The sequence below is a fragment of the Nostoc sp. genome, assembly GCF_036916655.1.
Taxonomy (GTDB): domain Bacteria; phylum Cyanobacteriota; class Cyanobacteriia; order Cyanobacteriales; family Nostocaceae; genus Nostoc.
This window is the reverse complement of record NZ_JBALFY010000024.1, coordinates 125,256-144,040: the sequence shown is the minus strand read 5'-3', so window position 1 is coordinate 144,040 and position 18,785 is coordinate 125,256. Positions and strand designations below refer to the sequence as shown.

Here is an 18,785-nt window from a genome sequence, read left to right as displayed (position 1 = left end):
ACTGAACCCTTCCCGAACTCAGAGGTGAAACGCTGCTGCGGCCACGATAGTTTAGGGGTAGCCCTACGCAAAAATAGCTCGATGCCAGGTTTATTCTTACATACAAAAAGCCCCACGCTATGTTGATAGTGTGGGGCTTTTTGTTGCTCTTAAATTTAGTTTTGGATAAATCGCGATCACTCAAGAATTCTGCGATTTAAGGAAATTTATTCTTGATTGACACAAGACTATCAAGCAATTGTGCCTACTCGTCTTCAGCTTCATCTTGAACAATGTTTTGTGCGATCAACCAATCGCTGTCTGGACGACAAACCAATCGAGCATTACTGTATGCCCAGCCTAAAAGTAAAATTGTGTGCCCAAGATAACTACCTGATTGTGTTTTCTCAGTTACCAATGCAATATCAACTTGAGTATCATCAACTAGAGCCAATGGAATTAAGAGGACATAATATTTCGTGTTGGAAAATACATTGGAATAGCAGTTTTACAAATTAAAGCATTGTTGATGTTTATATTGTGCCCATGAGTTGCACACAATAACACATTAGGAACAGAATATAGATATTTGTAAATGACAAAGGCGAGATTCTAGCTTTTAAAAATTAATGAGGTAGGATTCCACCTACTATATGAACAACATCAAAAGCGATCGCGCGTCCAGCCTAAAAAACTAACACAGCAAACGATCGCGACTTTTGATTTTGAAGGCAAATAGCATAGAAGGTGACTTCCATACTTAAATTAAAGGTTGATCGCTTTCTCCCTGTCTTCCCCTGCCCACCTCTTGTTGTGGTGCAGACATGATTTGCTTTTGCTGTTCTTGTAGCCAGGTTTCAAAAAGTTCATTCAGAAGACGCACTTTCATAAATTCATCCAGTTGTGCGGGAATGAATTTTTCCAGCCGCAAAATCACAAACCATTCAGCGATGCGTGTAGGGGGCAATATCTGACCTGGTTGACTGCTAGAGAGCATTTGTACCATTACAGGATGTAGTGCATTCAGTTCAATTGGACCAACTAAACCGCCAGTTTGGGCTTCTGGCCCGAGTGAGTATTCTCGCGCCAAGTCAGCAAAAGAGTTTTCTTTTGCCTGAATCCTGAAGTAGAGTTCTTGGGCAATTCCCACATCTTGGGTTCGCAGTAGGGAATAAATTACTTTGTCCAGTTTTGTCTTGGACTGAAAAAAGTAAGATTCTAGTTTGTTACCCCAAGTAGCTTGCTTGAATTTTTCAATTTTAAGCTTACGAGTGGTAATGACTTCTAGTTGATCGGAAGTCAGCCCTTGATGTGCCATCCAAGCCTGGATGTCTTCTTCATTTTTGAACTGTTTTTCAGCGTAAAACTGCTGTTTAGCTTGGGCTATTTCCTCAGGTGTACACTCTATTGCTACTTTCGTAAGGTGTGAGTTTTGCTCTATTGCCTCATCAATGATCAATTCACGCTGCAACTGTGGCAGCATTTGGTAACTTGCCAGCAAGGAAATCAATTCACTAGCTGCAATTGTACGATTACCGATTTGGATCGCTTCAGTCATTAGCTTTCAGGCATCTTAAGAATATCTAGTTTGTTAAAGAAGCTATACCATAGCCGATTTATTAAGAGCTTTTGCCTTAATCTTAACGAGTTAGTTATGCTAACCTCACTTTCACAATAATTAATTTCACAATAATTAAATAGTCACTTGCTAACATACTTAAAAATATACAGTTTATGTGAGTTTTTATCAAAGATTCTACGCAAATATGCTGCTTAAACCTTTTGTCATTACCCCCATCTCTTAGAAGGCTGATGAAATTTGGGTTTTAAAGTTTAAGCATGATTCTCATTTATCAATTTTTATTGAGAATATTCACGTAATAATCAGGGTTATGTAATCTGCTTTGAAAGCGATCGCCATCTGAAAAAAAATGTGTCTAATGACAAGCCTTAAGTCCTGGGTCTATTAAAAGTTGTTAGAGATAGAAAAAGACAGCACAACCTATGCTGCTTTTTCCATTTGTGTATCCAGCAACCAAAAATTCTCAAATCTACAACGACTCTAAATAGTTCAGAAGATCCGCCATTTCTTGGGCACTAGGTTGGAATTTTGGCATTGGCGGTGTTTCACCACTAATCACTTGATGAATCAGCCCATACCGAGACTTGTGCTTTGAAACAGCCTGCAAACTGGGCCCTACTCGCCCGTCTGCTTCCAAGCCATGACAACCAGCGCAGTTAATTTGAAAGATCGCATGTCCTTGAACTGGGTTTCCTGTTAAGGATAAAACACTCTTGACGTATGGATCGGAGGCTTGAACTAACTGAACACCAAAAAAGCCTAAAGGGACTGCTAGCAGTGTGGCCAGCATCAATAAAACGATCCGCTGAATCAATATTTCTGGTTTGGTAATCTGGTTATCCAAAAGGTTTGCTGTGAAAGTCTAGGTGTGCTAAAAAGTTTTCATTTCCTACACTTAGCTTAAAAGTTCTTGATCGTGTCTGCAAGCACAGAAGACTATTTTCTTGTGGGCAGTTGGTCAGTTGTCCTTTAAAAAGGCTGTAGAGCGCAGGATTCATCCGAAATTTGGTAAAATCAAAAGCAAGCAACGAATATTTAATCATTACAAAGAGGAGATTTCCAGTGGTTGAACCCCTGCTCTCAGGTATTGTCCTTGGTCTAGTTTTCGTCACCCTTGCCGGACTGTTTTACGCTGCCTATAGGCAATACAAGCGCCCCAATCAGTTGGGAGGATAAGGGAGTGCTGAGTTAGGAGTTAGGGGTTAGGAGTTATATTGTTCCTCATCTCCTTTATGCGCCCCTAATCCCTCACTCCGAATTCTGTAGAAAGTAAGTGATGTGTTGCCGTAAACTTTCTGGCGGCAAATTTCCCAAGCGGGAATCTCTGGCGGTATCCAACCTTGTGAGGCGTGTTCAACTGCGATTTCGCCACTAGGATCTAAAAGTTGATAGTGAGTGATCGCTTCTAATACTGGTTGGTACAATCCACTGGCATAAGGTGGATCAAAGTAAATTCTATCGAATTGCTTGCCTGATAAAGTCTTTAACTGCTGCGTAATATCTCCCCATAATACCCGAAATTCTTGGTCGGCATTAGCTACCTGCTGCCAATTTTCTTGGACGGTGGCACAGGCTCGGCTCGATTGTTCTATTCCCACTACTAGGCTGGCTCCTCTACACAAAGCCTCTGCGCCCATTGAACCAGTACCAGCGCATAAATCTAGCCAGCGACAACCTGCGATTTCTCCCTGCCAAATATTAAATACTGCCTCTCTTACCCGCGCGCTAGTGGGTCTAGTTTCTTTTCCTGGTAAAGTTTTTAGCTGACGATTGCCGTAAATTCTCAAACTCATTGCTTATTAGTCATTAGTCATTAGTCATTGGTCATCAATTGTAGACAAAAGACAAAGAACAAATGACAAAAAGAATATTAGGCAGGAATTTTTTCGCGGACTTGAGCAACGAAATTAGACAGGATTTGCAAGCCGATATTAGAAGATTTTTCGGGGTGAAATTGAACTGCCATCAGGTTTTCATAGGCGATCGCAGCCGTAACGGTTTGAGTCCCGTGAGTGACGGTTGCTGCACGGATTAGGGGGTCTATTGGGTCAACATAGTAGGAATGGACAAAATACACCCAAGGATCGGATGGTAAATGCTCCCACAAAATACTTTTTGGTTGAGTCACTTCCAGCTGATTCCAACCCATGTGAGGAATAGTAATGTCGGGTTCCGAGCGAAACCGCCGTACTTTTCCTTTGATAATTCCTAGTCCTGGTTGAGTACCTTCTGCACTTGATTCAAAGAGAATTTGCAATCCTAAACAAATTCCTAAAAAAGGTTTACCAGATGCGATCGCTTCTTTAATGGGTTGTTCCAAACCACGCGCTCGCAGGTGTTGCACTGCTGGATCAAATGCTCCTACTCCCGGTAGGACTATAGCATCTGCCTGCTCTAATTCCTTTGGAGAATAAGTAACATTAGGAGTTGCCCCAGCTTTTTCCAAGCCTTTACAGACTGAGTGCAAATTTCCCATCTCGTAATCTACGACCGCAATCACTGGCATTTACCTGCTCCTTGTAAATTTATTATGGAGGGTTTTTCTATTCTAAATAATATTTGTTATGAAGAAAAGAATTCTATTAACTTCTTTTGATATTTGGCTAAAGGATCAACAGTCAAATTCTTCTGATGATTTATTACTTGAAGTTACCAAACTCGATCTGATACCGCATGACTTAACTTTTTTACGACAGTTACCCGTAGATGTGCAACTTGCCAGTGTCCAGGTAATGGAAAAAATCAATGCAATCCAACCTGATTACATCATCTGTTGTGGCATGGCTGCAAGCCGTACACAATTAAGTGTGGAAGCCTTTGCTAGCTATGGAGAAATTGTTTTACAGACAGAAGTTGATTTGGAAAAATTAGTGGCGGGAGCCGAGGCAATTGAGATTAGCTACGACTGCGGTAAATTTGTTTGTGAAGGTCTTTACTATTCAGTGTTGGATTACTTAAGCCAAAATAAACTCACAGCACGTTGTATTTTTGTCCATGTTCCGATTCTCAATCAAGAAAATTTGACGGGTATTCTTGCCGATTTCGTATTAATTATTAACAAACTGGCACTTTCATCAAGTTGTTAATGTCTGTATGGTGAAAGAAATATCTAAGTATATGTTGCCATTGTTACTAATTTTTCCCATCGCTCAATTAACTCCTGCTACGCCACCACCTGAAGAAGTTGTACAACCACAAGAAGTACGACCTTTACCAGGTCAATTGGATACCGTGCCAACTTTTAATAGCAATAGTCCAGAATTGGTTTTGAAAGAAGGAATTTTACTTTCCACCTTTCCACCAGATGGGAAAAAAGTGCCAACGGCGCATCTGAATTTTCCCTTTCGAGGACGATTTGATATTTTTGCTCACCACATTACGAAAGCTGAACCAGCAGAGAATTTGCGCTCGCTCTATCTAGGGATAATTTTGCATAACCCTAGTTCGGAATCGGTGAAGGTGAATATTTTGCAGGCGGCGAGTTATTTGAGTCAACCGGATGCACCATTTATTCCGTTACCATCCTTTAGCCAAAATCTTTTAGGTAAAGTTTTTGCCGGGCCAGGCGATCGCGTCATGTCTGATGTGCTTCGGGGAGTGCGACAAGAAATTTTCCCTGCTCAAATTGAGATTCCACCAAAGCAAAGTCGGATGTTACTAAATTTGCCAATTCCGGTGCAGAGATTGACACCGCCCCTCAATGGTCGGTCTACATTGATGCGACTACAAAGTAATGGCAATGTCTATGCAGCTAGCCTAGCGATGTTTGCACGGGTGAATCCTGATGGCAGTGAGCGATCGCCTACTTTAGAAGAATGGCAGAATTTACTAGATAATGGTGATTTAGCAGGGCCACGAGATAAAGCACCCACTCCCTTAAAGGGAAGTGACAAGCCAAGAATTTATGGTCGTGTAGCTGGAGTGGCGAGTGGTTCACGATGGAGAGCCTTATTAGTAGATAATCCTAAAGCTAGGTATCTAACTATTCCCCAGCCTGGTCAAGTGTTTTCTTACGCTCTGAGTACCCTGCATGGCGGTACCTTAGGAACTGGTCAAATTCAAAGTGCTGCTATGCTGGTGCGCTATCCTGACACCGCATATCGCGCTCATGGTAACTATGGAATTCAATATAATCTGAAGTTGCCGCTATACAACAATACTCAAAGTCCTCAAACTGTTAGTGTGTCGATACAAACACCACTTAAGGAGGATCAATTAGTCAAACCAGGGTTACGCTTTTTGAGTACACCAGCCCCTCAAGTATTCTTCCGGGGAACGGTGCGGGTACGTTATAAAGATAGCCAAAATCAGCTGCAAACTCAGTTTGTGCATTTAGTGCAAAAGAGAGGTCAACCAGGGGAACCATTAGTTTTATTAAATATGAAAGCAGGCGATCGCTCTTTAGTAGAAGTAGACTTTCTCTATCCACCAGATGCCACACCACCACAAGTCTTAACAGTTTCAACTCAGGCTGAATCTCGGAAATGAATGATGGGTAATTAGGTAGGTAAAAACTCAGCAAATAAAGCTCTACTAGTTATGGCAGAGACTTACAATGCTTACTGATAGTAGGCATTGTATTTACAACACAAGTACTGTTTAAGAACCATTCCAAATTGTAAACGCCTATTGAAGTTGCAATAATAGATACTATGACTACTAAGGTAGTAGTCCAAGGTTTAATTTCATGCATAGATTCTTTTGTTGATATGGATTATAAAGAGTGTATTTCCAAATACATTACCTGAATTTAACTATGACAAGCAATATTGTTCTTAATTATACATTTTAGAGACGTAGCAATACTACGTCTCTAAATTCTTTTTCAGAAATGTCTATTTACTAACCTCGTTGAAAACCCTTTGCTGGCTTTTGTTGCCCCTTAGCCTTTGGCTTAGATTTGTTAACTTCTCCTAAGGCTTCCTGAAATAAGTTGTGCAAATGTATGGGTACACTGGCAATATCTGGTAACTCTGGCTCAATAGGTTTGTGGAATTCTTGCAAAAGTGTATCCAAGTCACTTGCAAGCCTAAACTCTGGACGTTGCAAAAATGCTTGTAACACATTTTCTAATTGAGTTGGATACTGTTGCGCTAATCGATGCCAGATAAAAGCATTAATACTTTTATCTTCCAGGTAGTAACGAACTAGTTTTTCCGCCCCTTGAACACTTTGCCAATCCTCTGCTGCTAAAATTGCTTGTATCTTACTATATGTTGGTAAAAACATTTGTCCCCAACGGGGATGAGAAAGAGCCGTTACCTGTTCTGCTTTCTTGAGGTCAGCAGGTAAATCAACCTTTGGCATCACCATTTTGCTATTGCCGCTTTTGCTGTTAAACATCTGAGAAACTACGTTAGAATCAGCACCAAATTCTTCTGCGGCTGCTTTGATTTCCTCGTCTCCAATGCCAGCTGCTTCTGCTACTTCAGCCAGAGATTTAGAAGTATCAATTCCGGCGGCGGCAAAAGTTTTTTCAGTAATTACTTCTTGGAATTCCGCTATTTTTTTATTAAGATGGTATCCAGATAGTGTGATTTCATCAGTGCCAAAAAAGTCCACAAACTGCTGATGATATTGTGCTACTGACTGCCAAGCTTCTTCTAGCAAGTCTGGAGCATCGCTGTAAAGATTACTTTTATAATTCTCTTTGAAATTGCCAATTGCTACAGCAAGTTTTGGTTTACCTAATTTGCCCATGATTGTGTAGGGGCCAGAAAACGTCCAGTAGCTATCGGTGACAGGAGAAATGCGAGTTAGCAAGATTTCTCCGACTTTCAACCGAGATATTGCCTGTAATGTTTGAGTATTGTTTGGCTTGACGATGTAGTGTTTATCTGTCAACCAGTTGGTCAATTCAAAGCCATCAGGTAGAATATTCGTTATGGCAAATAAGCCAATAAAACTATGATGCCAACTGTTGATCAGGCTGCGATCGCTTTCTTCTAAATCTGGATGGCTTTCGATAAACAAGTCTAATGGAGACTTATCACCGACTTTCCCATCTGTCAGAAAGCTATCGATGATTAAATCCTGCTGCGTACTATCCCCACTTCCCCGGCGCGACTGTATAGCTGCATAAGTTTCTAGTGCTTGTGCTAGTTCCCCCTCAGCATCAAGGACAAAATCAACTAAGGCTTGTTTTAATTGGTGCGATCGTTCTAATATGACATCCACAAGTTAATCTCTCGGTGCAACAGATGTAGATTATAGCTCTTAAGAGAATTACAGCATCTAGCAATAGCTAGATTTATGGTGATATGTACTTAGCTAATTTAGCCGTCAAGCTTCTCTTAAACTAGATATAAGGCATCACACAAGGTCATTACAGATGGTCGCAATTCCAAATTCTAGCTATATTTCCCCAGAAGACTATCTCCAAGGAGAAGAAACCAGTCCTATCAAGAATGAATATAGACAGGGGCAGGTTTATGCAATGGCAGGGGCAAGTAATGCTCATGTCATTATTTCTCTTAATATTGCTTCAATGCTGAGAAATCATTTGCGCGGGAGTGGTTGTCAGGCTTATATTTCAGATACCAAAGCACATATTGAGTCAATTAACATCTATTACTACCCCGATGTGATAGTAAGTTGTGACCAACGAGATAGAGCTTTTAACAACTTTCTGCGTTATCCCTGCTTAATTATAGAAGTGCTATCTCCAACAACAGAAGCTTTTGACCGAGGTGATAAATTTGCCGACTACCGAAAGATGGAGTCACTTCAGGAATATGTACTTGTGAGTCAAACTCGATTAAATGTTGAGTGTTTCCGTCGTAACTCAGAGAGACAATGGGTACTTTATCCTTATGGACAAGAAGATATCATCCATTTGGCAAGTGTAGATTTTCGGTGTGCTGTTGCAGATTTATATGAGGATGTTACTTTTGAATCGCCATAATTGACTGACTACTAGCTCAAAAGCCAGAAACCAGAATAGAATCTTGAGGATTTAAAAATGTGTTTTTAGAGAGCAAAATAAAAAGGCAAAAGAAGATTTTCTTTTGCCTTTTTGCTTTTTATCTTTTAATAGAGACGTGAAATTTCAAGTCTCTATTCGTCGTCGAAATCATCTTCGTCGTCTTCCTCTTCTTCCTCGTAATCGTCGTCGTCTGCGACTTCATCGGCGATTAATTCATCTTCGTCATCTAGAACTGACCTTTCTGCACGTCTGCTGCCAAAACCAGATTCCCCAAGAGTAGGAGAATCTAAATTATAGGTGCGAGCTGTGCGATCATCTAAAACCATATCCAGAGGATCGTCAACTTCATCTAAGACACTACTACTAATCTCAGCAGCATAATCTTCGATCGCACCAGGTTCATCATAGGTATTGTACCCAGTACCAGCTGGAATCAATCGCCCGATAATCACGTTTTCCTTTAATCCGCGCAGCCAGTCAGATTTGCCTTCGATAGCTGCTTCGGTAAGTACCCGTGTTGTCTCTTGGAAGGATGCGGCGGAAATAAAGCTGTCGGTGTTCAAGGATGCTTTGGTGATCCCCAACAATACTGGGGTATACTGTGCCCTAGCACCGCCTGTAATTGCCATAGCTTCGTTCACCTGCTCAACTTGGCGCAGTTCCACCAATTCGCCGGGAAGCATGGTGGTGTCACCACCATCATCAATCCTGACTTTGTTGGTCATCTGGCGAACAATTACTTCAATGTGCTTATCGGAAATATCAATCCCTTGAGACTGATAAACCATTTGCACTTCGTTCACCAAGAAGGTTTGTACCTTCTGCAAGGCAAGGCTAGCACAAGCATAGATTCCATCTTCAGAACCCAGGCTAAAGAAGATTTCCAAAATTTCATGAGGATTGGATGGGCCGTCGGTCAACGGTTGTCCCGCTAATACCATTGAGCCATCTGGGACAATCAAATTTTGTCCAGGCCCCAGAGGATAATCTGTCACTACGCCATTTGATTCTACGACCTTAATGGCGATCGCTTCATCACCACCCTCAGCGTAAACTACCTTAACTTCACCTGCCCGGCGACATAAAATGCACGCTTCTTTCGGTTTACGAGCTTCCAGCAGTTCCTCAATCCGGGGCAAACCTTGAATGATATCTCCGGTTTTGGCGCGTTCAAACACCAGCAACACCAAGTTATCACCCCGTTGTACTAAATCGCCGTCTTCTATCTGCAACACAGCACCAGGGCTGACTCGGTAAGGACGACCAATTCGGGTAGTAATAACGTAGTTTTTAGTACTCAGAGCGGAGTCCCCACCAGATGCAGCAGCAGCATTTTTGATATCTACTACTTGCCCTGATTCTGGGGCAAAAACTCCAGGAGCAACTTCTGCACCTTCTACTAGCAAGTCACCCACTTTCACCTTGGGCTGAGTACTAGTATTGGTGATGAGCCTGTCAACGTCGCGTAACACCAAGCAACGACGAACGTTTTCAGTTCCTTTTTTGACACCCCGCACTTCCCCGCCTTCTTTACACAAGATTTGGGTACGTGCAACTACAGAACCGGGGGCGATGGTTAACCCATCATGTACCTCAAGTGTGGTTTGGGTGCTACCTTGGGTGGCATCAGCAGTAATGTCTCGACGAATTACCAAGGATTCCAAAATCACCAGTTGTAAACGTTGAACTTCTGGGTCTTCAGTATCTTGTACCAATTCAATATCTGCTGCCAGGGGTGAAGCATTATGGTCTTGTTCCCCTTCTTGCTCAATTTCCAGTACAAGCTGGGTTCGCAGCAGTTCCACGCCTTCAACAGATTTGACGCGTTCTGAATCTTTGTAAGGTAGTCGCTGCACAGCTCGCAACTGAATCGATCGCCCGGTTTGTTGACTTACCGATGTCGTTGATGGCACATCTGGATTATCCGGTACGGCAAACTCAACTACTGGACGACTCAACAGGGCGGGCCCTTCTGGTGTTTCCACATACTGGATATAACGCAATTCCGTGGCGACATTGCCTTGGAATTCCTCACCTGGTTGGATGAAGGTGTTATCTCGCCCGATAACTGATTCTGGATCGTCCACCATCAGCAGTTCCCCTGGCTTCACCACGACTTCCCGCAGGATGTCGTTTTTCTGAGTCACTTCGATTACACCGCTGTTTTGGCAGAAGATGTCCTTCACTACTTCAGTGCCAGCTTCGACAAACTGACCGTCTTCTACTAACAGTAACGAGATATCTTTGTTAACTTCGTGGCTTTCTTCGGGAATCCACAACAAGGTACCGCCCTGCACGACTTCATAACCCAGCTTGGCTTTACCTTTTTTCTGGACTTCGACACCCGCGAATTTCAGGAATCCACCAGTGGTTGTGCGATAGCGGTCATCAATTAACTCAGCTACCACTTGACCATTTTGCACTTTTGTGCCTGGTGTAGCTCGGAGGTTAAATACCTGGTTGTTACCAGTGGAGACTAAGTAGTTATTGCGACCTTGAGAACTTTGGACTGTCACCGTTGCCTGGTCTAAGACCACAGAAGCAGTGATAATCTCAATTTCTCTGGTACTCTTACCTGGGGTGGCTTCGGGCAAGCGCACCACACCGCCGTGCAAACTGGCTAACTTGGTTTCAGCTAAAACTCCATTAGCAGCGATCGCATCACCATTTTTGACAATCAATTCTGCACCGGGCGGCAAGTTATAAACTTCCCCAGACAAAATCCAAATCAAACCACCCCGTGCCGCTGTGGTTGTGGTGTTACCTTGACGGTCAGTTTTTTGTTCTGGAACGACTTCGGCAAATTGTACTTCCCCTGCCAAGTCAGAGGCGACATCTTTAACTGCTTTTTCTGTATTAGTCCGAGTTGTCCGTCCACCGAGGGCAACCTCTGCCAACAACTGACCTTGTTTTACCTTATTTCCATCAAATACGTATAGTGTTGAACCTTGAGTCAGATGAACTTCTTGGTTCTCTGGGGTAACATCACCTTCTTTTTTGGGTTCCAGAAGCATGATGCCATTAGCCTCAACATAGAGGGCATCTTCCCCGTGGCGGGTACGATAGGTTCTAGTCTTCAGTTTGCGGGGAAGCTTGACAGTTCCATCGATTTTAGAACGAACTTGTTGCGCCACTTCTCCAGTAAACACCCCACCTGTGTGGAATGTCCGCATGGTTAACTGAGTACCAGGTTCACCGATACTTTGGGCAGCAATAATCCCTACAGCTTCGCCTAAGTCTACCATCTTGGCGTGAGCTAAACTCCAGCCGTAGCAATGTTGACAGACAGAACGTGCGGCTTCACAAGTTAGTGGCGATCGCACCACAACTTCACCCACTCCAGATTTTTCAATTTTCTTCGCCAAATCCTCAGAAATTGGGGAATTGCGGGCGGCAATCAATTCTTTTGTTACCGGATGCACCACATCTTCGCCAATTACCCGTCCCATCAAACGGGTAGCCAGAGGGATCAAGGTTTTGGCCCCTTCTGTCATCGGTCGAATGGCAAGACCTCTAGTGGTACCGCAATCAAATTCCCGAATAATTACATCCTGGGATACGTCGACCAACCGACGGGTGAGATAACCAGAGTCAGCCGTCCGCAAGGCAGTATCCACCAATCCTTTTCTGGCACCGTAAGACGAAATAATGTATTCCGTCACAGTTAATCCTTCACGGAAATTGGTTTTGATCGGCAAATCGATAATTTCCCCTTGAGGATCTGCCATCAGTCCCCGCATCCCCACCAACTGCCGCACTTGTGAGATGTTCCCCCGTGCCCCGGAGAATGCCATCATGTATACGGAGTTCAGGGGATTAGTCTTCTTGAAGTGAACGACTACTTCATCTTTCAAGGCTTCACTAGTACCATTCCAAGTATCGATTACCTTTTGGAAGCGTTCTACTTCAGTGATTTCTCCCCGTTGATAACGGGTTTCAGTAGCGCGAATTTCTTCCTCGGCTGCTTCTAAGAGCAATCGCTTAGTTGGTGGTATCATCAAGTCATCTACACTGATGGAAACCCCTGCTTTGGTAGCGTAGCGAAATCCCAAATCTTTCAATTTGTCCGCCATCACTGCGGTTCGCGCTGTACCATAATTCGTAAAGGCCCAAGAAATTAAATTTCTCAGTTGACCTTTGTCAACCACGCGATTGCGAAAAATCATTTTTTCGTTAGTCATTAATCATTAGTCCTGAGTCATCAATAATTAATAATTCGTAGTTCGTAGTTCGTAATTCGTAATTAATTCTTTAATTACGAATTACGAATTAGAAATTACGAATTAACTTGCTAGTGCTTCCTGAATGGCATTATTGTAAATAACGCGACCAGGAGTTGTGTATATATACTGAGAAAGTACATTGCCTTTAGCGTCTTGTCTGACTCGACGGAACTTATAGAGTAATGTGCGAGTACCATCCTCGTTTTCCGTCACTTTCACGGGTTCTGTATCCGGTTGGTCTGATTCTATTTCGCCATCAAACCTTACGTAAATATAGGCGTGCAAGTCAATTTGATCTTGCTGGAAAGCCATAATTACATCCTCCAGCGAAGAAAAGTAATTTCCTGCGCCTTTTGTCGCACCGGGATTTTCTGCTGTTAAATAATAAGCTCCTAACACCATATCTTGGCTAGGCGTGATGATGGGTTTACCTGTGGCTGGTGACAAAATATTGTTAGAAGCCAACATCAACAACCGCGCTTCAGCCTGACTTTCTAACGACAGAGGGACGTGTACCGCCATTTGGTCGCCATCAAAGTCGGCGTTAAACGCTGGACACACCAGAGGATGGAGTTGAATTGCTCTACCTTCTACCAAAATTGGTTCAAAAGACTGAATACCCAAACGGTGCAATGTTGGTGCCCGATTTAGCATTACAGGGTGTCCTTCAATCACCTCTTCCAGCACATCCCAAACACTGGGATCATTGCGGGATATCAGCTTTTTCGCAGCTTTGATGTTATTCACCATACCGCTACGAATCAGGCGGTTAATCACAAATGGTTGAAATAGCTCAATTGCCATTTCTCTAGGCAAACCGCACTGGTGAATTTTCAGCTTTGGCCCAACCACAATAACCGAACGTCCAGAATAGTCAACCCGTTTACCTAACAAGTTTTGTCGGAAACGTCCTTGCTTACCCTCAATAATGTCGGACAAAGATTTCAGGGGTCGGTTATTTGCCCCTACCACAGTGCGTCCCCGACGACCATTGTCAATCAAAGCATCCACTGCTTCTTGCAGCATCCGCTTTTCGTTCCGCACAATAATCTCTGGTGCCAAAATTTCTTGCAAGCGTGCCAAGCGATTGTTGCGGTTAATTACCCGCCGATACAAATCATTCAAATCGCTGGTAGCAAACCGTCCGCCATCTAGTTGCACCATTGGGCGCAAATCGGGGGGAATCACCGGAATAACAGCCATTACCATCCACTCTGGTTTGGAACCAGTGGCGATAAAGTTGTCAATCACCCGCAGTCGCTTAATTAGCTTGGCTCTCTTTTGCCCCTTGGCGTTGCCAATTTCTTCGCGTAGGCTTTCGGCTTCTTGTTCCAAATTGATATCGGCAAGCAAACGCAACAGCGCTTCAGCACCAATACCTACCTCTACGCCTTGCAGTACAGAATCTTCGCTATAAATTTGGTCTTCTATTTCCAACCACTGGTCTTCACTCAGTAGTTGTTTGTAACTTAAAGTTTCGGCATTACCTGCACTCAGGACAACATAAGAGTTGAAATAGACAATCTGCTCGACATCCCGCAAGGGCATATCCAACAGAATGGAAATATAGCTAGGAATGCCTTTAAGATACCAAACGTGAGCTACTGGTGCAGCGAGTTTAATATAGCCCATACGGTGGCGACGCACCCGTGACTCGGTGACTTCTACCCCACAACGCTCACAGACAATACCTCTATGACGAACTCTTTTATACTTACCACAATGGCATTCCCAATCTTTCGCTGGGCCAAAAATGCGCTCACAAAACAAGCCATCCATTTCTGGCTTAAGAGTTCGGTAATTAATCGTCTCTGGCTTGGTAACTTCACCGACTACTTGACCATTAGGCAATGTTCTTTCGCCCCACTGCCGAATGCGTTCTGGGGAAGCCAAGCCGATTTTTACGTAGTCAAACTGATTAGTTTGGGCAGGTCTCATACTTAATTCGTAATTCGTAATTCGTAATTCGTAATTAACAATTTCTAATTCGTAATTAACAATTTTTAATTCGTAATTCGTAATTAATTCTTCAATTACGAATTACGAATTATCAATTACGAATTATTCGTCATCATCCAGCGATTCGCGGGAAAGAGATTCGTAAGTTGGTCGGGGAGGTGTGCGACGGGCTGATTGGTCTGCCATCAAATCGACTTCCACATCTAGGGAACTGCCGTCTGCTTGGGTTTCTACTTTGTGTACGGCAATGTCTAACCCCAATGATTGCAACTCGCGCATTAAGACCTTAAAGGATTCTGGAGTTCCAGGGCGAGGAATTGCCTTACCTTTAACGATCGCATTTAACGCTTCATTCCGTCCTTGCATATCGTCAGATTTAACTGTGAGCAATTCCTGTAAGGTGTAAGCTGCACCAAAGGCTTCCAATGCCCACACTTCCATTTCTCCAAACCGCTGACCACCTTGCTGTGCCTTACCACCCAAGGGTTGCTGAGTCACCAGTGAGTATGGGCCTGTGGAACGAGCGTGGATCTTATCATCCACCAAATGCACCAGCTTCAGCATATAAGCCACACCGATGGTAATTGCTCGGTCAAAGGGTTCACCTGTCCGACCGTCATACACCATGATTTTGCCTGGGTTATCTGGGTTATATACCCAGTCTTTCCCTGTTTCGTCCCGTGCTTCTTGCAATTTGCCATGCACGATTCGGCGGGATGTCTCTTCACCGTACATTTCGTCAAAAGGAGTAATCTTAAATCGTACTCCCAAGGTCTGACCAGCCCAACCCAAGAGGCACTCAAATACCTGTCCGACGTTCATCCGACTGGGTACACCCAAGGGGTTAAGTACAATGTCCACTGGTGAACCATCGGGCAAATAAGGCATATCTTCCGCCGGTAATATCCGAGAAATAATCCCTTTATTACCGTGGCGTCCTGCCATTTTGTCCCCAACTTGGATTTTGCGTTTTTGGGCAACATACACCCGGACTACCATATTGGCTCCCGGTGGTAGTTCATCGCCTTGTTCACGAGTAAACAAGCGCACATCAACTACGCGGCCTTTTTCACCGTTTGGTACTCGCAGAGAATTGTCTCGCACATCCCGTGCTTTCTCACCAAAGATGGCCCGTAACAGTTTTTCTTCTGGCGGTTGGTCAGATTCACCCTTGGGTGTGACTTTTCCTACCAAGATATCACCAGCTTCTACCCACGCCCCAATGCGGATGATTCCCTGTTCATCCAACTGACGCAAGGCATCTTCCCCGACGTTGGGAATTTCTCTGGTGATTTCTTCTGGCCCCAATTTTGTTTGTCTGGCTTCAATTTCATATTTTTCAATGTGAATTGAGGTGTAGACATCATCCTGCACCAGTCTTTCAGAGATTAAAATTGCGTCTTCGTAGTTGTACCCTTCCCAAGGCATATAGGCAACGACAATATTTTGTCCCAGTGCCAATTCACCGCCTTCAGTGGAAGAGCCATCAGCTAGCACCTGACCAGCAACCACCCGCTCACCAATACGGACCAGAGGTTTCTGATTTAAACAGGTGTCTTGGTTGGAACGTTGATACTTGGAAAGGGTGTATCTAATTTCGGAGGTGTTAGCTTTGGGACGGACGCGAATTTCTGTAGCATCCACATAAGTAACATCGCCATCGGTACGCGATACAACCACCATCCCAGAGTCTCTTGCTCCTTGGGCTTCCAAACCAGTACCCACCAGAGGACGCTCTGGTTTGAGTAGCGGTACTGCTTGCCGTTGCATATTCGATCCCATCAGCGCTCGGTTAGCGTCATCATGTTCCAAGAAGGGAATCATGCTGGTTGCTACCGACACAATCTGTACGGGAGATACGGCGACGTAATCCACCTGTTCGGGTGTTGTGGTGGAAAATTCTTGGCGATAGCGGACTGGCACTAATGGCCCAATAATGTGCCCGGTTTCATCTACAGGAATATCTCCCGGAGCAACCCGCAGGTCGTCTTCTTCATCGGCTGTCATGTAGGCTGGAGGCAGGTCAAATCTGACTCGCCCATTTTCTACAGGTCTAAACGGTGTTTCGAGGAACCCATACAGGTTCACCCGCGCGTGGGTTGCTAAGGAGCCAATCAATCCGGCGTTGGGGCCTTCTGGTGTCTCAATGGGGCAAATGCGTCCATAGTGACTCGGATGAATATCTCGCACGGCAAAACCAGCGCGTTCGCGGGTTAAACCTCCAGGGCCAAGGGCACTCAGACGGCGTTTGTGGGTCAGTTCTGCTAAGGGATTGGTTTGATCCATGAACTGACTTAACTGGCTGGAACCAAAGAATTCTTTAATTGCTGCTACCAATGGTTTGGGGTTTACCAAGGAAGCAGGAGTTAGCACTTCCGCATCGGATACAGTCATCCGTTCCCGAATTATTCTTTCTAGGCGGTTTAAGCCGACCCGCACTTGGTTTTGCAGCAATTCACCGACGCTTCTCACCCGGCGGTTGCCTAAGTGGTCAATGTCATCGATGTTACCGATGTCATATTCTAGGTTAATCAGGTAATCTACAGCTGCCAAAATATCGCCAGCAGTCAACACCCGCATGGTGTCTGGGACAGAAAGGCGCAATTTCTTGTTGAGTTTGTAACGTCCAACGCGACCAAGGTCATAACGTTTCGGGTCAAAGAAACGAGAGTCGAGGAGTTGTTGTCCACCTAATACTGTAGGTGGTTCACCAGGACGCAGTTTGCGATATAACTCCATCAAGGCTTCTTCTTCAGAAAACTGCCCTTCTTTTTCGATGGTTTTTTGGAAATATTCGGGATGGCGTAAGGCGTCAAATATTTCGTTGTCTGATAACCCTAAAGCTTTTAGAAGTACCTGCGCTGAGAGTTTGCGGGTTTTGTCGATGCGTACCCACACCAAATCATTACGGTCTGTTTCAAATTTCAGCCATGCTCCCCGGTTGGGAATTAAGCTAGCTGAATAAGTACGCCGCCCATTTTTGTCTATTTCTGATTTGTAGTAGACTCCTGGCGATCGCACTATCTGATTGACAATTACCCGCTCGGCACCGTTAATAATAAACGTGCCGCGATCGGTCATCAAAGGCAAGTCACCAATGAATACCTCTTGCTCTTTGATTTCCCCGGTTTCCTTATTAATCAACCGTGTGGGAACATACATTTGGACGGCATAAGTGCTATCCCGCCGTTTAGCTTCTTCGACGCTGTACTTTGGCTCCTTGAGTTTGTAGTTATGACCCAAAAAGTGCAGTTCTAATTTACCCGTATAATCTGTGATAGGACTAAAGGAGTTAAGTTCTTCTATCAGCCCTTCTTCTAAAAACCAGCGAAAACTTGACCGCTGGATTTCAATCAAGTCGGGCAATAGAAAGGCGGGTTCCATATATGTTTCTTTAGTCATGCCTCTACCTTTGTCAACCTGGTTAAATTTTCCCTTGGACACTGCTGTTTGACGCTTCCCACTGCTAGCCAGTGTCCTTAGCTGTTGGGGAACTTTTTCTTACACACTTGCTATGTTAGATGTGTGGGCAAACAGAGCGATTAAATCTAGCTAGAATGAGCAATCTTGACAAGGGGATAATCGCTCTTAATGAGGACTGGAGAAGCGCACAAGCAAGGGATAATTTGCTGAAAGTATTTACAGTCCGCATCCGATGCCGCACACCCATTTCAATCAGAATATACAATTGGGATATTCCTGAATTTGATCTAAGTTTCCTCACTTTCCCTCCAAAAAGCGCGTTAATATTACTGACGCAGCTCCACACAGTGTGTCTTAAATCCACTCCGCTGTTTATACTCTCAGTGATATTCTAGATATCCTAAGACTGAGGGAATGATCCGCACTTCGTCGATTTTGAATCAGAATCACTTCATTTTGCTGGATTGTACTCACAAGACAATTTTGTTTAACGATTTTCAATAGATTCAATACACACTAAGCCGATGTTGTGCAAAAGTCTAGCTCAATTTGGGTTGGCACGGTTAGTCATGTGTGGAGAGCATCCGCTTGTAGAGATTGGGAGGATGGCCAAGCCATAACAGCACGGAAAATTCAGATGAGAAGTTTTAGGCTCCTTCCTTTATCATTATGGCGCAAGCAAAATGTTTTTGAG

General features: G+C 43.9%; 13 protein-coding genes and 1 rRNA gene. 5 read left to right on the top strand and 9 right to left on the bottom strand.

What is annotated here, in order from left to right; genetic code table 11:
• Nucleotides 1-90 (top strand): 5S ribosomal RNA (gene rrf / locus V7L31_RS32550); the annotation flags it as partial.
• Nucleotides 91-244: 154 nt separating this feature from the next.
• On the opposite strand, the gene V7L31_RS07065 is transcribed toward rrf, so the two are convergent.
• From V7L31_RS07065 to V7L31_RS07055, 3 genes are all read right to left on the bottom strand, one after another.
• Entirely contained in the window at nt 245-439 is a 195-nt protein-coding gene (locus V7L31_RS07065; RefSeq protein WP_334695581.1) for a DUF3825 domain-containing protein, read from the bottom strand.
• 300 nt (nt 440-739) lie between these two features.
• A complete protein-coding gene (locus V7L31_RS07060; protein ID WP_334695574.1) occupies nt 740-1,537 on the bottom strand; it encodes a peptidylprolyl isomerase in 798 nt (265 codons plus the stop codon).
• A 493-nt stretch (nt 1,538-2,030) separates the two neighbouring features.
• Nucleotides 2,031-2,405, bottom strand: a complete 375-nt coding sequence (locus tag V7L31_RS07055) for a c-type cytochrome (RefSeq protein ID WP_292841098.1) — start codon at nt 2,403-2,405, stop codon at nt 2,031-2,033.
• 218 nt (nt 2,406-2,623) lie between these two features.
• Here V7L31_RS07055 and petG point away from each other — a divergent pair, with 218 nt between their 5' ends.
• Nucleotides 2,624-2,737, top strand: a complete 114-nt coding sequence (gene petG / locus V7L31_RS07050; protein ID WP_179067834.1) for a cytochrome b6-f complex subunit V — start codon at nt 2,624-2,626, stop codon at nt 2,735-2,737.
• Nucleotides 2,738-2,763: 26 nt separating this feature from the next.
• Here the strand turns inward: petG and rsmD are convergent, their stop codons facing one another.
• Both rsmD and hisH read right to left on the bottom strand, forming a co-directional pair.
• A complete protein-coding gene (gene rsmD, locus V7L31_RS07045; protein ID WP_334695573.1) occupies nt 2,764-3,354 on the bottom strand; it encodes a 16S rRNA (guanine(966)-N(2))-methyltransferase RsmD in 591 nt (196 codons plus the stop codon).
• 77 nt (nt 3,355-3,431) lie between these two features.
• Nucleotides 3,432-4,067 carry an imidazole glycerol phosphate synthase subunit HisH gene (gene hisH, locus V7L31_RS07040; RefSeq protein WP_334695572.1) on the bottom strand — a complete coding sequence of 212 codons (636 nt, stop codon included), beginning with the start codon at nt 4,065-4,067 and terminating at the stop codon, nt 3,432-3,434.
• Between the two features lie 58 nt (nt 4,068-4,125).
• Here hisH and V7L31_RS07035 point away from each other — a divergent pair, with 58 nt between their 5' ends.
• Together V7L31_RS07035 and V7L31_RS07030 are read left to right on the top strand one after the other, a co-directional pair.
• Nucleotides 4,126-4,647 carry a pyroglutamyl-peptidase I family protein gene (locus V7L31_RS07035; RefSeq protein WP_334695571.1) on the top strand — a complete coding sequence of 174 codons (522 nt, stop codon included), beginning with the start codon at nt 4,126-4,128 and terminating at the stop codon, nt 4,645-4,647.
• A 31-nt stretch (nt 4,648-4,678) separates the two neighbouring features.
• Entirely contained in the window at nt 4,679-6,049 is a 1,371-nt protein-coding gene (locus tag V7L31_RS07030) for a DUF3370 domain-containing protein (RefSeq protein ID WP_334695580.1), read from the top strand.
• A gap of 354 nt (nt 6,050-6,403) precedes the next feature.
• On the opposite strand, the gene V7L31_RS07025 is transcribed toward V7L31_RS07030, so the two are convergent.
• The gene (locus V7L31_RS07025) at nt 6,404-7,738 is read right to left on the bottom strand and encodes a hypothetical protein (RefSeq protein ID WP_334695570.1); all 1,335 of its coding nucleotides are present in this window, start codon (nt 7,736-7,738) and stop codon (nt 6,404-6,406) included.
• A 154-nt stretch (nt 7,739-7,892) separates the two neighbouring features.
• Here V7L31_RS07025 and V7L31_RS07020 point away from each other — a divergent pair, with 154 nt between their 5' ends.
• Nucleotides 7,893-8,465 carry a Uma2 family endonuclease gene (locus V7L31_RS07020; RefSeq protein ID WP_334695569.1) on the top strand — a complete coding sequence of 191 codons (573 nt, stop codon included), beginning with the start codon at nt 7,893-7,895 and terminating at the stop codon, nt 8,463-8,465.
• Nucleotides 8,466-8,617: 152 nt separating this feature from the next.
• Here V7L31_RS07020 and V7L31_RS07015 read toward each other — a convergent pair whose 3' ends face one another.
• The 3 genes from V7L31_RS07015 to rpoB form a co-directional block, all read right to left on the bottom strand.
• Entirely contained in the window at nt 8,618-12,667 is a 4,050-nt protein-coding gene (locus tag V7L31_RS07015) for a DNA-directed RNA polymerase subunit beta'' (protein WP_334695568.1), read from the bottom strand.
• A gap of 102 nt (nt 12,668-12,769) precedes the next feature.
• On the bottom strand, nt 12,770-14,647 hold the full coding sequence (locus tag V7L31_RS07010; protein ID WP_179072683.1) for a DNA-directed RNA polymerase subunit gamma: 1,878 nt from the start codon (nt 14,645-14,647) through the stop codon (nt 12,770-12,772).
• 123 nt (nt 14,648-14,770) lie between these two features.
• On the bottom strand, nt 14,771-18,070 hold the full coding sequence (rpoB, locus tag V7L31_RS07005) for a DNA-directed RNA polymerase subunit beta (protein WP_185580963.1): 3,300 nt from the start codon (nt 18,068-18,070) through the stop codon (nt 14,771-14,773).
• Nucleotides 18,071-18,785: the final 715 nt, after the last annotated feature.